Raw genomic sequence first — 16,066 nt, forward strand, 5'->3', positions numbered from 1 at the left:
CTTTAGATACCTATCGGGACAATTATCCTGGCAACTGATTAATTACCGCAAAAAAAGCACCACCGCCAATATGGCGGTGGTGCTTAAGACATTATTAATGGCTTTGGTATTACTCTTCCTTCTTCTCTGATAATCGATCAGAAGCTTTCTCAAACAGTTCAGTAGCTTTGTCGACGAGATCTATCGGCATAGGGAAAACAATGGTGGTAGTTCTATCATTAGATATTTCATTTAAAGTCTGCATATACCTCAATTGAACCGCATTCGGTGCTTTATTCAGCACTGCCGCCGCTTCACCTAATTTAGCCGATGCCTCAAGCTCACCCATCGCGTGAATAACCTTCGCTCGACGAGAACGCTCAGCCTCTGCCTGCTTGGCCAGTGCTCGAACCATACTTTCATCAAGATCTACATGCTTGATTTCAACATTGGCAATTTTAATTCCCCAATTGTCAGTACGTTGATCCAATATCGCTTGCAAATCTTTATTCAGCGTTTCTCGCTCTGCTAACAACTCATCAAGCTCATGCTGACCCAATACTGAACGCAACGTAGTTTGTGATAACTGACTGGTCGCTTCGTTGTAATTTTCTACATTATTAATCGCCATTTTCGGGTCGACCACACGGTAATACACCACGGCGTTGACACGTACCGATACGTTATCACGGGTGATCAAATCCTGAGTCGGCACATCCAAAACAATGGTACGCAAATCAACCCGCACCATTTGTTGAATAATCGGTACAATGATAATCAAACCAGGACCTTTAATCTGATAGAAGCGTCCGAGAAAAAATACCACTGCACGTTCATACTCACGTAAAACTTTAAACATGCTCATGATTAGCACAACCACCAGCACCACAATCGTCGTAAGAGAATACGTAATCATACCGCTATTCCTTCTTATTATTTTCTACATTGCTATTGCTTCTTTCTACATCCAGCCACAAGCCAGATATATTCTTAACAATAACCTGCTGACCGGCTTGCAATGAACTTGAACACCGCGCCTGCCAAACTTCCCCCTCAACCAATACTCGTCCTTCACCAGGAAAACCACTCAGTACCTGGGCACTATGCCCCAACATCACTTGTGTTCCCGTTGTAACCGGTTTTCGCCGTGTTTTTAGTAACAGAGTAAGGATCACGAAGGTAAACATCGCCGATACAACCGTCAGACCAACAATGAGTGGCAATGCAATCTGATAACCGGGGGTTTCGGTATCCATCAGCATAATGGAGCCTAATACAAACGCTACCACTCCCCCTAGTCCGAGGATGCCAAAACTGGGGCTGAACGCTTCTGCGATCATCAACGCAATACCGAGCAGCAATAATCCTAAACCGGCATAGCTGACTGGTAACATCTGTAGAGAATACATGGCCAATAACAGGCAAATACCGCCTAATACGCCAGGTAGCCCTATACCTGGGTTATAGAACTCCAGTAGCAGACCATATATTCCAATAAGCATTAGAATATAAGCCACATTCGGATTGGTGATCACTGATAGCAACTTGAACCGCCAATCTTGTACACGTTCGACATAAACGACATTGGATAACTCAATTTTCTTATCCAGGCCATTAACGATCACCGTTCGCCCATTTGATTTGGCAATTAACTGTTCTATATTTGCCGCAAGAAAATCAATCACATTTTCAGTTAATGCACTCTCAGAATCTAAGCTGGCGGCCTCTCTTACCGCCTTGGCAGCCCATACATCGTTACGTCCATGTAGTTTTGCCAGGCTTTGAATATAAGCCGCGGCGTCATTTATGACCTTTTTTTCCATGGCAGTTTTTGCTTTGACACGCTCATCGCCGGTATCTGGTTGCTGTGAAGCTTTGCTCTCATCAGCGCCAGAAGCGGTGGGCTCTTCTTTGTCTTGGTCTTTATTTTTATCCTTGCTTTCTTTTGGTAAAAATGGATTATCAGATTCGTCGGGATCTTTATTTCCGCCGGGCGCCGTTAATGACACTGGAGTTGCTGCGCCCAGATTTGTGCCCGGCGCCATTGATGCGATGTGACTTGCCAGCAGAATATAGGTTCCGGCACTCGCGGCACGGGCTCCTGCAGGCCCAACCCATGTTGCAACAGGGATCGAAGAAGTCGTGATACCACGAATTATTTCGCGCATAGACGTATCAAGACCGCCGGGAGTATCAACTTTAAGAATGATGAATGATGCTTTCTCTGTCTCGGCCTGTTCAATCTCGCGAGTAACAAAATCACTGGTTGCAGGTCCAATACCGCCATTAATATCGATGATCCAAACATCATCAGCAAAGACCGGAGCCGTCATTAATAATGTAACCATAACGACACAGAGTGAAAAAAGTTTCATACTGCTTCCCCCACCTCAAAAATAATGAATACAGCGTATTAAACAACTGATTATTGATTTCAGCTTGTTAGTAGTAATTGCTATAAGCATAGCTCACCATTGAATAATAATGATATTTTTAGTGGCCGTTAAAGATAGCCCCTTATGGGGAGTTGCTGAATCGAGCTTTATTGAAAAAGCAAAAAATTTCCAAATTCAGGTAAATTCGGCAACGACAAATCGATTTCTCCCCTGCCCTTTGGCTTTATAAAGAACTTTATCAACGATTTCGTACATGTTTTCTGCCGTTTCCAGCCCGGTTGGAATCCATGTAACCATGCCCTGGCTGACGGTTACAATGTGCGATGTGTTTGAATACAAGTGTGGTATTTCGAGTTTCTGGATGCAATTTTTCAGTCTTTCACATTCTTTAACGGCACGGGTTTTATCGCAGTTACTAATCAGAACCACAAACTCTTCACCACCATAACGGGCAGCCAGCTCCCCAGCACGACTGTAGTTTGCCTTTAATTCTGCCGATACCATCTGCAAACACCTGTCACCTTCCAGATGGCCATAGTGATCGTTATAAGCCTTAAAGTGATCTACATCGATCATGATAATGGTCATCGAGAAATTATTACGTCCATGCCAAGAAATATATTCCGCGAGTGTTTCGTCTAGATAACGTCGATTGGCCAGCTTAGTCAGGCCGTCTTCATTAACCAGCTGTGACAATAATTCATTGGCTTGTTCCAGTTTTACCGTTGCCACTTTCAATTTATGCCGCATACTGGAAATACGTTGCATGGCTTTGAGTTTAGAAGCGAGCACTATCTTATTAACGGGTTTAACCAAATAGTCATCACCCCCCATATCTATCGCTTTTGCGATCATTTCAGGTTCATCATGACCGCTAAGAAAAATAATCGGTATCCATTCAGGATACTTAATACGAATTTGTTCAGCGACTTCAGTGCCGCTCATAACTGGCATGCTTATATCGAGTAGCAACAGATCAGGATCAAACAGTGGATACTTTTCAATCGCTTCACGCCCTGAGCCAACGGCCTCAACGATATGCCCTAACCTTTGTAATCTCATAGCAAGTTGCATACGTTCTAAATGAACGTCGTCAACAAGTAAGATACGCATCGCTTCCATGTAAGCATCCTATTGATGTAAATACACTTGCATTGTTTATAATATATAGCACACCTGTTGCGTAAAAAAAGACTGATATGTTGATTCAGCATCACGGACTGACCAATGTGACCCAGATTACAAATCGATAAAATTCAGATTTCACCAGACCTCTGACATGATATGTTGACATTTGTCTTTAGAACTATAGGATTCCCATCCTTAATCATTAATGCTGTAGGAAATGGCTATGTCTGAGAACGAAAAAATAGACGAGCAACTCGTAGAAGATATGAAAGTTTCGCTTGAAGAATGCTCACCAGAGCTTCGTCAGGTTGTTGCTTTTGAAAAAGTTCCAGAGGAACTTCTGGACATGCTGATTAGTGTTTATAACGTTTCCGAAACCTCTTCTCGTGAAGCATGGGATGCCATGCCTGCAAGCGCGCAAAATGTTTTAGATAACTTCGAACAGTTTCACGCCCTCGTTGCACTTAGCCAAAGCTATTCAGGTGTTGATTTTCTTGGCGAACTTCAAGATACAGAACTTCCGGACCATCTGAGTGCAGATGAACAGGAAGAATATAAAGCCGTTCTTCTTGATAAGGTGCTGCACAACTGCGTAAAAGATCTGTGTAAGCAACTTAAGCAAGCACGCCGTAATCCTCCGATGAAGCGTGAATTCCAGGAAATTTTCAAAAAATAATCCTGTCTATAAAGGGAAGCATCGCCTTCCCTTTTTTATCGTAAGCGCCGCCGTGACTCTCTTTTAACATCTGATTGTTTATTAATCAAAACACGAGACAATCGCTGAATAGCGTATTTCGTCTGTACAATTATCTCGTTCTAAATTTATGCTGCTGATTTTTCACTTCTGTTTTAAATAAATAGACAAATTTAACTATTCGTCAATTCAGATTTGCTTTATCGTGCTGCCTGATATAATTATGCGTCTTCAATTGTTAGAGGTATTAATGACAAGTACTGAGCAGATTAAGTTTCGAACAGACGTTTGCTACATACCCAGTCTATGCATTCTTAAATCATCTGAGTCAACCCAAAAACTCAACCAATCAGAACAGTACATTCTGACATACCTGCTTGATAAGCATCATCGTCCCGTAACTAAAGATGAATTGCTAACGGCCGGATGGCCTGGTCGTAATGTAACTGAGGCCTCTCTTTTTCAGGTACTACGTGCTTTACGCGTAAAATTACAGGAAGAGGAAAAAGGTGATGTTATTGAAACCGTGCCCCGGATTGGCTATCGGATCCATGATTTTGTTCGAGAAAAAATCAGCTTACAGGAAGATGCCGCACCGGTCTTAATATCTCACTATAACGTTTCTAAACAAACCATATTATTGACAGTCATCGGCCTGACTCTGGCTGCTGGTTTAGCCGCCTGGTTCAGCCTGAAAAATAATGCAGAACCAAAAATCTATATTGTCAAAAATAAGATCGTTGAAGCTAATTCCCTGACATTGATCGGGCACACTCATGAAGCAATAGAGGATCTCAACACCAAAATTATAAATCTCTATCAAGGCCATAAAGAGCAACTTAAACAAGCGTCTCTTATCAAGAGAAAGATAGTCGCCTATAAAGGTCATTCCTTTTATTCTGTGGCTTGGTGTCAGACAGATGAGAAACAACAATGTATCGCCAATACAGATTTTTCGTACAATATTCAATTCAGTGATTGGAGTGAATTTACAAATATTGCAGCTCAAAGTATAAATACTTACCGTGAAAATCCGATCATTCAGACCGAATTGGTTCGTAAGCCTACTGCACAGGTTTATAAGAACTACCTGGACGATTCAGGCATTGAATCTAAGATCGTACATTATTACATTTCAAGAGACGATAACGATAATTTAAGCTACTCATTGATGTCTTTTATCAAAGAGAAAAATGACGATTATCATCATGCTTTATCTGTTAGGGTCGCAACACTCTCGCAGTATAATGAACCGACCTCTTTTCTGGCCTCGGCTGTTATAGAGCCCAAAATGTTCAACTGGGCTTATCAGCCAAACAAAGAAATTGTCGCAGATAAATCCATGGCTCTGATAAATGAACAGCAAATGGAAGATGATTTTATAAACAATCGTACTCTATTTAGTCACCTAGTCTACCATCAGGATTATCTGGATCTCATTCTTCATGAAAATCGTGGCTTGTACTGGCTACACTACACCCAAACATCAACCGATTTATTTAAGCCCGCGATAAGCCAGAAAGATACCCGCAACAATTAAAGTACCGGGGATCAATATACTCCACATAATCCCGGTCCAAACCAGTGCCCACAGCGTTCCACCTGCAATAACAAAGGCCACAGCGGTTTTCGCTGCATCTTTCCAGTGACCGCTCATTATTATGTCAGTCAAACCTGTCACAGCAAGTAGTATCAATAAGCCCGGCCACCACCAGCCAGTCAAGTACAACAGACCAAAACCAATGAGAAAAATGCCAGAAGAGGCGCCATCACGACCCGATGATCTTAATCCAAACATATTCGAACTCTCACGCTATTCATTTGATTTACCGTAGTTAGTATTACTGTAGATTACATTATCCTTGGGAAGCAAACATTAACATCTATTCAAGGTAGATTCGGTTTTCTTGTTTAACATGCCGCCCTCACCACGGTACTGCAATCGACGTAAAAACAGATAGAAATTTTTCTGCATTTTACGAACCGGTAACTGTTAAAATAACGCCCATTATAAAAGCAATGAAATGAGTAAAGTCATGCAAGGAACACTCAGTAAACTAAAGTCAACATTAGGCGACGTTGTTGAATACCAATTACCCGTTGGTGATCACCTTTTGCCGCTTAATCCTTTAATCGGAAAAAAGCTTACGCTGACCCATACCGGCAGCATTTTTTGCGATGCGTGTGGTAAGAAAACCAAGAAGAGCTATTCTCAAGGTCACTGCTTTCCATGTATGAAGAAGCTGGCGCGCTGTGACATGTGCATCATGAAGCCAGAAACCTGTCACTATGCGAAAGGGACTTGCCGTGAGCCTGAATGGGGCGTTGCTAACTGCATGGTGCCACATTATGTCTACCTTTCTAACACATCAGGCTTAAAGGTCGGTATTACCCGCCATACACAGCTTCCGACTCGGTGGATTGATCAGGGGGCCACTCAGGCACTGGCTATATTGAAGGTCAAAACGCGACAAATCTCAGGTTTAGTCGAAATCGCATTAGCTGAAATGGTGGCGGATAAAACCAATTGGCGCGCCATGCTAAAGGGGAACAATCAGCCTATCGATTTAAAGGAAGAAGCATCACGTTTATTACCTGAAATCGAAGCGCGAATCAGTGAGCTAGTCGATTTATACGGTGAAGACGCCATTGAAAGACTGGATGAGGAAGTCGTAGATATTCGCTATCCGGTTACCGAGTATCCATCCAAAATAAGCTCTCATAACTTTGATAAAGAACCAATTGTGGAAGGAACGCTGTTAGGTATCAAGGGCCAGTATCTGTTCTTTGACACGGGTGTGATTAACATTCGCAAGTTCACCAGCTATGAGGTAACGGTTGAGGTCTAAAATTCACTTAACCTTTAATGCAAATCAAAGGTTCGAGCTTTGCTACCATTCGTGAAAGTCCCGCCTGATCAGCTGATTTCACCACGTCGTTAACATCTTTGTAGGCATTGGGGGCTTCTTCGGCCACACCACGCCGGGATGGGCTGCGGATCAAAACACCCTGATCCGCCAGTTGCTGTATAATATTGCTGCCGCGCCATAGTTTGGTTGCTTGATGGCGACTCATACAACGTCCAGCACCATGACAGGCTGAACCATAAGCTAATTGCATGCTTTCGCTTGTGCCGGCCAGAATATAGGACGCCGTTCCCATGGTGCCACCGATCAGCACCGGTTGGCCGGCTTCACGAAGAGTAGCAGGCAGAGCAGGATGGCCTGGACCAAAAGCGCGAGTTGCGCCTTTTCGATGCACGAAAAGGTTTTTTCTTTTACCATTAACTTCATGCTGCTCAAGTTTGCAGGTGTTATGCGAAACGTCGTAAAGCAGATCAAGATGAATATCCGGAAAGATGTGTTTTACTGCCTGACGTGTTAAATGGGTGATTATTTCCCGGTTGGCCAGAGCACAATTAATCGCCCCTCGCATGGCACCTAAGTAACGTTGACCGATTTTTGAATTAATAGGAGCACAGGCCAGCTCACGATCGGGCAGAGTAATGCCATAGTCTTTTGCACTAACAACCATGCTTTTAAGAAATTCCGTACCTATCTGATGGCCAAGGCCGCGTGATCCGCAGTGAATACTTATTTTTATGTCATTCAATTCAATGCCGAATCTTTTAGCTATATTCTGATCATAGATTTCGACCACTTTTTGAACTTCCAGATAGTGATTGCCCGAACCTAATGTACCCATTTCATTTTTTTGTCGCTCCTTGGCATGATTGGATATTTGATCCGGATCTGCGCCCTGCATACAGCCGTATTCTTCTATGCGTTCCAGATCCGCCTGATCACCAAGGCCTCTTTCTACCGCCCAGCGCGCACCACCATTAAGCATGGCGTTCATTTCTTTTTTATTAAGATGAAAAACCCCAGTACTGCCTAAGCCGGCAGGTATGGTTTTGAATAGAACATCTGCCAGTTCTTTTTGTTTTGACATGACTTGTTGCACGGTTAAGCCAGTGTGTAATGTACGTACACCACAGGAAATATCAAAGCCGACACCGCCGGCTGAAATAACACCGCCCTGTTCTGGATCAAACGCGGCAACACCGCCGATTGGAAAACCATAGCCCCAATGGGCATCGGGCATGGCATAGGAAGCATTGACTATACCGGGTAATCTGGCGACATTGGTGATTTGCTCATAAACTTTTTCATCCATGTCTAGGATCAGATCTTTACTGGCAAAGATGATTCCCGGCACATGCATGCCATTTACGGGGTCAATGCGCCACTGGTAATCTGATATGCGATGTAATTTGTTTATGTCCATCACTGTCACCCTGCTGGTTTTGTTTAAACATCAATAACACATTGCGCTATCCATAGCTCTTGTGACTTGTGCACTACCAACTCGGTATAAGTTGCGCCTTTAATTTCAACCGCTGGTTGATGCCGTTTTATATTTATCGGCTCGCCCCGCGCTGTGGCTTTGAGATGTCCGTTATGTATGTAAACTTCAAACTGACTAAATAACATTTTGTGCGTGGACATTTTGAAGATCAGGGCATTTAACCAGTCGGCGAGTAATAATTCCTGATCCGCATCCTCACAAGTAATAGTCACTTCATCTCTGGGTTTGATAAGTGATAAATCAGTGATGATAGCGCTCATGGCCAGTGCTGCCTGCTCGAACGCACTGGCCAGTGTGTCTCCTGTACCGCGCACACCAATATCAGCTTCATGTTCGAAATGTTCCCAACGTGCAGCACTCATAAACGCACCCGGTATTTTATTAACTTTATAATGACATCATAGACAGGATCTTAAGAGGTACCACTTATTTTAGAGAGAAAAATTTGCACAACGCTTAGTATTAGGAGTTTTCAAGCGCAGGTTTGTTAGAATATTTAAGCCTGACAGACTAAACTGTCAAATCGGGTATGAGTAATGACATCGAATCCAGTTAACATTTAAGCCCTCTGTCATAAACTATCACCTGACGCAAACAAGGCGGTTTATTACCGTCTTGTTTGCTCTAACTTAATAAGAGATTATTACTTCACTTTGGGCTGTATATATTTACGTTTACCATCAAATACTGCAACGTCACGGATAAAGTTCTCACCAAGCACAATGCCCGTACCGTTTTTCAGTACAAATTCAGTTAGCTCGTTCAGCTCACCCAATTTAATACGAAGTTTTACGACAGCTTGGCGCTCACCGCCGTTATTCTTAATCCAACGTTCTACAGGCATCTCAAGCGATTTACCACTTGCCGTAAACTTAACCCAATCTTTGCTGTCACGTTCAAACTCCTGAACATCTGAAACGCCGATTGTCGAAAGCTTGCTTTCTGTATCGATTTTCACTTTCACATGTTTTTTTACCGATACTAACCAGACCCACTCTTCGGCGCCTAGGATCAATTTACCATCACTCGTCTTGGTCACAACGGGTTTTGGCTTTGGTTTAACCTCAGGTTGAGGTTCCTGCTTCACTTCAGGCTTTAGCTCAGGTTTCGATTCAGTCTTTACTTCCGGTACGGTTGTCACTTGAACCGTCGGCTCAACAGGCTTGATTTCGACTTCCTGACCAACATCGGGTTTTGTTTCCGGCTCTTCAGTGCCTTGTTGCTGTGCACAACCAAATAGCAGTAATGCACAAAAACCAACAGTAATTCTTTTCATTCTGACGCACCTTTGAGGCATCTGCATTTAACATATTATGATTAACAATAATATGTTGTTAAATCATTAGCCAGAAAGAATTATCCTTGCTTATACGCAATGTTAAACTGATCAAGTTTAGTCACTAACCAGGATTCATCATACCAGCCCATATTACGACTGTGCTTAGCATCATCCCATAAGCTGAGGAACCAGCGCCTAGTCTCAAAGCCATCTGTGAGTGGCGTTTTTTCTTGATAGCGTTCAGCTAACTTAAGATCTTCCCTGACATCAAACAAATGAAAAATATCAAACTCTCTGTGCTTGTAGCCAACATCACAAGGATCCAATATTGCCGCGACTTTAAATGTTTTCGGATCAAACAGGACATTGGCAATATGGCAGTCATCGTGTACTAATGAAGATGATGTATTGATAGGCGATAAAATTTCTACTCTTTTCTCCCATAACTGGCTGTAAGCCGATTTCAACTGACTTGAAAATGGTGACTCGCAACTCAATACATAACGCAGAACGGGGTACATCCACGCATCAAAGGCGTTGATTAAACACGGGTCAAAATGCTCACGATCAATTTCAAATCCTTTTTCACTCTGACAATCATGTAAAGCAATCAAGATGTCGGTGTAGTGCTCTCTGAATATCTCCAGCGCTTTGGGATCACTTGGCAGTTCATAGGCTGATACACCATCGAGCCACTCCATCACCAGATAATCGTGGCCTTCTTCTCGACCAAACAAATAGACTTCAGGTACCGGACAATCTAACGCTTTTTTTAATCGCTTCAATCCTTCAATTTCTTTACTGATTCTTCCGTATTCACGGGAAAACTTAACGACAAATTTACCTTTGGGAGAAACAAGAAATACAATCCAGCCATAAAATGTTTCTTGAATATTACACAGTTCAGGTTGCTGACTAAACATCGCTTTATAAGTCTTTTCGGCGATTAACTTGAGCTGAGGTTTATTCATAACATTCCTTTTGTTCTTTAACACTGACAATACATTATTATTTGCAATTCCCATATATTCCACAAAAGAATACACACCTGAGATATCAATATATTTGGCTCCATCCATAAGCTAAAGACTGCAATAGAATGCATTTTAAAGCCAGCCATTTGGGTCAAAAAGGTGAATTATGGGCCTGCGCTCTCACAATAATGACTTAAATGGTTACAGACAGTATCTATACGATTATTTCACATGAAGCACGTGAATTACATTTAATATTCGACGCACATCTCTTGTATGCTTTTGCCGTCATTACCGAAGAAAGCGCGTTGCTTATGGAGAATACTTATATTCCAATCAACGCACATGTAACTGGCAAGAAAATAATGAACACAATGATAATAGCGATGAATGCCAGATCCAGAATCATGTAAAACAACAAAAAAACAAGGCGCTCTTACTACACCTTGTTATTCTATACCCAAGTTAGTACGAGTGCTTGACAGCAATTCCAATCTCTTGCGACAGATCTGTCAGTTGCGCTTCATTATCTAAACGAACAGACCAGTTAATACCACTGCCCGTTGCTGTCACAACATTAGCACCACCAATTAGCGTGACTTCATCAACCTGAGCTTGCAAAGTCGCTCGTGAAACCCCGTCTAAACGTACAACCAATTCATGTTGATTGGCGATAATTCTGCCTTCTGAAAATGTGATTACCATAACTATGAGTCTATCTTTTTATGTTTCATTACTGCCATTGTGATACGGCTGGTACAGACTAATCGATCGCGTTCATCAGTAATTTCAATCTGCCAGACTTGAGTGGTCGCTCCCAGATGTATGGGCGTTGTTCTTCCTTTCACAATGCCGCTACGCATTGGTCGTATATGGTTGGCATTAATGTCCAGGCCAACGCAATACTTGTTTTCATTAACACACAGATTACCCGCGAGCGAACCCAGTGTTTCAGCTAATACTACCGAGGCACCACCGTGAAGCATGCCTAAAGGCTGATGAGTACGAGCCTCAACGGGCATCGTTGCTGTTAAGCTATCATCATCAAACGCACAATATTCAATACCTAAATGCTCTACCAAAGTATTTTTAGACGTTAAATTTAAGCTATCGAGTGTGAACGGTTTCTTCCAAATTGCCATAGTTTCACCTAAACCTCTGTTAACGGGTATAGCATAACAGAGCAATCACTTTTTCATCTAGCTTTCCAATCGCTGAGCGCCTCAATGAATAGCACCCACCCACCTTGAACTTATCGGGACACCGGTATCGACAATGGCTAAATACAGAATTTTACACTAGCATATTGCTCTACTCGCAGGTCATAATGGTTAACAATATTACCTATAATGGAATGGAAGGAGTCATTCTTATGAAACCTATTCGCCCTCTACTTTTAACTGGCCTGATCACTGCCGTCCTCTCAATTTCGGCATGCTCAAGTTCTCCGACTGGCCGGCAGCAAGTACTGTTATTTTCGACCAACGATATGTCACAGTTGGGCGCGCAATCTTTTGAAGAACTAAAAAAACAAGAAAAGATTAATACCGACGTCAAAACAAACCAGTATGTACAATGTGTAACCAACGCAATAACCGCTCGTCTGGATCCGCAATCGGGCTTCGGGCAATGGGAAGTCGTGGTATTTGACAGTGAGCAAGTCAACGCATTTGCCTTGCCCGGTGGAAAAATCGGTGTCTATACCGGTCTGCTTGAGGTTGCTAAGAACCAGGATCAGCTCGCCACCGTTATCGGTCATGAAATCGGCCATGTTATCGCGCAGCACAGTAACGAGCGTTTATCTCGCAGCCAGATAGCCGACATCGGCCTGCAGATCTCAAGCATGGCGATCAGCGGTACTGAATATCATAGTGCCGCGATGGCCGCTCTCGGTTTAGGCGTTCAGTACGGTGTCTTAATGCCCTATGGACGGGCACAAGAATCAGAATCTGACATCATTGGGTTGCGCTTGATGGCCGAGGCGGGGTTCGACCCAAACCAGAGTGTTGAACTATGGAAAAATATGGCTAAGGCATCGGGCGGACAACCACCTGAACTACTGTCCACCCACCCATCACATTCAACACGTATTGATGATTTGGAAAAAGAAATTAGCCGTTTGCCAGCCTATAACCCACCTCGACAGAACTGTCGTTTATAGTTTGTAGATCGTTAATAAAAAAGCGCCCGCGGGCGCTTTTTTTGATGGCATTATTCACTGAAAGAACAATTATTCACCCTGTACTTCAAACCCAGGTGTAAACACTTCTACGCGACGGTTTTGTGCACGACCAGCTTCAGTATCGTTATTCGCGACAGGCTGAGTTTCACCCTTACCTTCGGCTTTAAATCGGCTCTGATCGATACCGAAATGAGATGCAAGATAACCGGCAACAACTTCTGCACGATCTTCAGACAGTTTCTGATTGTACTCTTCTGAGCCCCGGCTATCCGTATGACCGATAACAAAAAGCTCAGTCTCAGGGAAATTCTCCAGGCGTTTTGCAATTGGCTCTAATTTATCGATATCTACCTGTGACAATGAATTGCTGTCAAAACCAAATGGCAGAGCCACCGTTATGGGATCCACTTTAACCACTGCTGGTACCGGTGCGGGCTCTGGTACCGGTTCCGGCTCTGGCTCAACAACAGCTACAGGTGCAGGTGCCCCCCAGTGATAAACAAGGCTCAGGCCATAGAAATGAATATCAGCGGTGCCGGGCTTGCTGTCGCCAACCTGATTATAATATTGATATTCTAAACGGGTAGACAGGGTATCAGTGTAAAAATACTCCACACCCACGCCGACTGTCGCGGCAATGCCATCGTCATCAGCTTTAATCGCCTCGATGCTGTTATCTGCGTTATAAACATACCCCCCCGCTTTGGCATACAAATCATATGAGTCAGTCAACGCCCAGGTGAACTTACCTAACAAATCAATGCCCTGCACGTCAAAATCACCACCTGCTGGCTTGTAGTCAGCTTTCCCTAAATAGGTGTAACCACCTTCAAGTGCGAACCACGGCGTGATGTTATACCCCAGGAAGGCACCACCGCCCCAATCATCCTGGTCGAAATCACCTGATGAACCTTTCAATGCGTCATCAAAATTATTGAAATGTGTGCCACCAATACGCGCACCTACATACCAAGGGTTATCCGTTACGGCGTGAGCAACACCTGAAACAAGTAATGCGAGTGGAAGTATGTAATGTACTTTAGACATAGATTTATCCTTTTTATTATTTGCCACTGCTATTTTTTTATCCTTACCACTAGGTGTGTAGAACCCATCTTGCATTTTTACAAAATTATTTTTTTATTTTTCACACCCGCGTCAAGTTATTGACACGATACAACAAAATATTCACCAGATCCATGTTGAATATCGTTCAATTGCATTCATCGTTCTCTTTCCAGTCGAGCAAACTGCCTGTAAAAACCGGAAGCAAAAGCATAAAACGCAAAAAAGCCCATACGATGATGGACTTTTTTATGGGTTGTCTTAAGCGGATACCAGAGGCTAAGGCAAACGACCTTCTGCCAATGCCTCGGCTGTCGCGTCTTCAACCGCCATGAACAGATAATCTACCTGTCCTTTGGGTGATGTCATCGGATTCAGGGTGACGTTCTGGTACATGAAAGGGGCTGGTTGGGTAATCGGGCGAACATTACGGCACTTAAATAAGTAAGGACGCTGGCGCCAGATCAAAAAACTTCTGCATCCCAGTTCAAACACCGGTCGCGCCTTCGCCTTAAACCAGTCTTGGGGGATTTCCGGAAAGACTTCAAAAACGGTCTTGCCCATCACTTCATGCGCTTGCTTGCCACTGTGATGGATCATGAAACCATTCCAGACATGGATGTTAAAATCACGGTCTAACACGACCAATCCCACATCCACATGCTGAACCATATCGACCATCCAGTGAAATTGCTCAAATTCAGCAGGTAAAGAAAACATGGTTTAGTCCTCATCCATTAAGTAAGACAGCTTGTTATCTAACAGCGGCAGCGATTCATCAACAAACATCAGCAGTAAATCACACTTAATCTGTGTTCCTTCAATGCCATAACTGACTTCAAACGTCATGGTCCTGCGCCAGTTTCCGGATGTATGCTCAATCAGGGACTCTATAGGAAGGTGTTTGCCTAATAACACTGGATGACTTTGGAAAAACTTCACCTCCGCCTGCTCACCTAACCCTTTTAAAAATGAGCCCACCAGAATATTACTCACATCCATCAATAATTCTAATTCTACGTCACACTCACTTTCGACCGGATATTTCATCAGTGACGTCAAATCATTAACACTGGAATCACTTAGCAAGACCAGAGCTTCACCGGCGATCCCTTCACCGCTGAACCCCTGGCAGATCCCCGACATCGTACTATTGCTCGCCAGATGGCGCATGGTCATATGAAGCTCGCTCACTTCAAATACATTGACATTCGGCAAAGGCAAATTTACAAAAACATTAAAATGACGTGCCAGTGAATCAGCTGCACGGCCAATAGCAACGTTAGCAACTTCCAGATAGACATCACGACGGCGTAGTGCCGGAGTTGTCACTCGCTGGATAACCGTGTCGAGTGACAACTCAGGGGATGGTAATAAATCCTTAATCAGCGTTTTAAGGTAGCTTTTGTCTACCGGTTTTTTTAGAAATGCCACAGCACCAAGCTCTTTTACTCGTGCTTGCGCCTGTGGCTGAATATCACCAGAAACAACAATGACCTTAATTGACAGGCCATGCTCTTTTATCGCCTGCAAGGTCTGATAACCATCCATCTCTGGCATGGTTAAATCGAGAAACATCAATGAAAAAGTCTGTTGTTTTAGCAGTTCAAGGGCTTCTAATCCATTAACAGCAAATGTGACATCAGCGTTGAGTGATGTGGGTAATGCTCTCGCCATCTGCTTTCTGGCCAATGCCGAATCATCACAAATTAAAATTGGAATTGTCATTGTCATACTTGCTCCTTGCGCTTCAAATCATTCAGGAGCGCTAACGCTACTATCTCAGTTGCATAATTATTGCATTGCTCAATAAGAGGATAATAACAGTTGAGTCAAAGTCGGTCTTGCTCCTGCCACATTTTATTTGCAATAACTTCTCTTTTTTTATTCCCGAGGGGACTATATACAGGTATACCCACAAAACTATTTCAAACATCGTCCATGCAAAGTAGAATGCAGACCTTAATATTAAGAAGTTTGATCTATAGATATTTGCCAGCA

Annotated in this window: 17 protein-coding genes; 4 read left to right on the forward strand and 13 right to left on the reverse strand. The window is 43.2% G+C overall.

Annotation, left to right across the window (positions count from 1 at the left end; all coding sequences use genetic code 11):
* Positions 1-109: 109 nt before the first annotated feature.
* The 3 genes from C9I89_RS08970 to C9I89_RS08980 form a co-directional block, all read right to left on the reverse strand.
* Entirely contained in the window at positions 110-895 is a 786-nt protein-coding gene (locus C9I89_RS08970; protein WP_107283020.1) for a slipin family protein, read from the reverse strand.
* A gap of 4 nt (positions 896-899) precedes the next feature.
* Positions 900-2,354 (reverse strand): NfeD family protein, encoded by a 1,455-nt coding sequence (locus C9I89_RS08975; RefSeq protein ID WP_107283021.1) that lies wholly within the window; start codon positions 2,352-2,354, stop codon positions 900-902.
* A gap of 195 nt (positions 2,355-2,549) precedes the next feature.
* Complete coding sequence (locus C9I89_RS08980; RefSeq protein WP_107283022.1) at positions 2,550-3,497, reverse strand: GGDEF domain-containing response regulator; 948 nt, start codon at positions 3,495-3,497, stop codon at positions 2,550-2,552.
* A 229-nt stretch (positions 3,498-3,726) separates the two neighbouring features.
* Here C9I89_RS08980 and C9I89_RS08985 point away from each other — a divergent pair, with 229 nt between their 5' ends.
* Positions 3,727-4,179 (forward strand): DUF3069 domain-containing protein, encoded by a 453-nt coding sequence (locus tag C9I89_RS08985; protein WP_107283023.1) that lies wholly within the window; start codon positions 3,727-3,729, stop codon positions 4,177-4,179.
* 268 nt (positions 4,180-4,447) lie between these two features.
* Positions 4,448-5,737, forward strand: coding sequence for a winged helix-turn-helix domain-containing protein (locus tag C9I89_RS08990; RefSeq protein ID WP_107283024.1), 1,290 nt, complete (start codon positions 4,448-4,450; stop codon positions 5,735-5,737).
* Here C9I89_RS08990 and C9I89_RS08995 read toward each other — a convergent pair.
* On the reverse strand, positions 5,693-5,995 hold the full coding sequence (locus C9I89_RS08995; RefSeq protein ID WP_107283025.1) for a hypothetical protein: 303 nt from the start codon (positions 5,993-5,995) through the stop codon (positions 5,693-5,695). The two genes, C9I89_RS08990 and C9I89_RS08995, sit on opposite strands and share 45 nt — an antisense overlap.
* Before the next feature lie 226 nt (positions 5,996-6,221).
* Here C9I89_RS08995 and C9I89_RS09000 point away from each other — a divergent pair, with 226 nt between their 5' ends.
* Positions 6,222-7,046, forward strand: coding sequence for a DUF2797 domain-containing protein (locus tag C9I89_RS09000; protein WP_211315230.1), 825 nt, complete (start codon positions 6,222-6,224; stop codon positions 7,044-7,046).
* A gap of 7 nt (positions 7,047-7,053) precedes the next feature.
* Here C9I89_RS09000 and C9I89_RS09005 read toward each other — a convergent pair whose 3' ends face one another.
* From C9I89_RS09005 to C9I89_RS09035, 6 genes are all read right to left on the reverse strand, one after another.
* Positions 7,054-8,484: an RtcB family protein gene (locus C9I89_RS09005; RefSeq protein ID WP_107283027.1), complete on the reverse strand. Its 1,431-nt coding sequence runs from the start codon at positions 8,482-8,484 to the stop codon at positions 7,054-7,056.
* Between the two features lie 23 nt (positions 8,485-8,507).
* Complete coding sequence (locus C9I89_RS09010) at positions 8,508-8,927, reverse strand: archease (RefSeq protein WP_107283028.1); 420 nt, start codon at positions 8,925-8,927, stop codon at positions 8,508-8,510.
* A 281-nt stretch (positions 8,928-9,208) separates the two neighbouring features.
* Positions 9,209-9,841, reverse strand: coding sequence for a putative ATP-dependent zinc protease (locus C9I89_RS09015; protein ID WP_107283029.1), 633 nt, complete (start codon positions 9,839-9,841; stop codon positions 9,209-9,211).
* An 80-nt stretch (positions 9,842-9,921) separates the two neighbouring features.
* The gene (locus C9I89_RS09020) at positions 9,922-10,815 is read right to left on the reverse strand and encodes a phosphotransferase (protein ID WP_107283030.1); all 894 of its coding nucleotides are present in this window, start codon (positions 10,813-10,815) and stop codon (positions 9,922-9,924) included.
* Between the two features lie 468 nt (positions 10,816-11,283).
* On the reverse strand, positions 11,284-11,523 hold the full coding sequence (locus C9I89_RS09030) for a DUF3389 domain-containing protein (RefSeq protein ID WP_107283032.1): 240 nt from the start codon (positions 11,521-11,523) through the stop codon (positions 11,284-11,286).
* 2 nt (positions 11,524-11,525) lie between these two features.
* Positions 11,526-11,960 carry a hotdog fold thioesterase gene (locus C9I89_RS09035; protein ID WP_107283033.1) on the reverse strand — a complete coding sequence of 145 codons (435 nt, stop codon included), beginning with the start codon at positions 11,958-11,960 and terminating at the stop codon, positions 11,526-11,528.
* A gap of 230 nt (positions 11,961-12,190) precedes the next feature.
* Between C9I89_RS09035 and C9I89_RS09040 the strand changes: the two genes are divergently transcribed.
* On the forward strand, positions 12,191-12,979 hold the full coding sequence (locus C9I89_RS09040; protein WP_107283034.1) for a M48 family metallopeptidase: 789 nt from the start codon (positions 12,191-12,193) through the stop codon (positions 12,977-12,979).
* Positions 12,980-13,048: 69 nt separating this feature from the next.
* Here C9I89_RS09040 and C9I89_RS09045 read toward each other — a convergent pair whose 3' ends face one another.
* From C9I89_RS09045 to C9I89_RS09055, 3 genes are all read right to left on the reverse strand, one after another.
* The gene (locus tag C9I89_RS09045; protein WP_107283035.1) at positions 13,049-14,047 is read right to left on the reverse strand and encodes an OmpA family protein; all 999 of its coding nucleotides are present in this window, start codon (positions 14,045-14,047) and stop codon (positions 13,049-13,051) included.
* Positions 14,048-14,344: 297 nt separating this feature from the next.
* The gene (locus tag C9I89_RS09050) at positions 14,345-14,785 is read right to left on the reverse strand and encodes a PAS domain-containing protein (RefSeq protein WP_107283036.1); all 441 of its coding nucleotides are present in this window, start codon (positions 14,783-14,785) and stop codon (positions 14,345-14,347) included.
* 3 nt (positions 14,786-14,788) lie between these two features.
* Entirely contained in the window at positions 14,789-15,793 is a 1,005-nt protein-coding gene (locus C9I89_RS09055; protein ID WP_107283166.1) for a response regulator, read from the reverse strand.
* Positions 15,794-16,066 lie beyond the last annotated feature (273 nt).

The organism is Photobacterium lipolyticum (assembly GCF_003026475.1).
In the GTDB taxonomy this organism is placed as follows: Bacteria; Pseudomonadota; Gammaproteobacteria; order Enterobacterales; family Vibrionaceae; genus Photobacterium; species Photobacterium lipolyticum.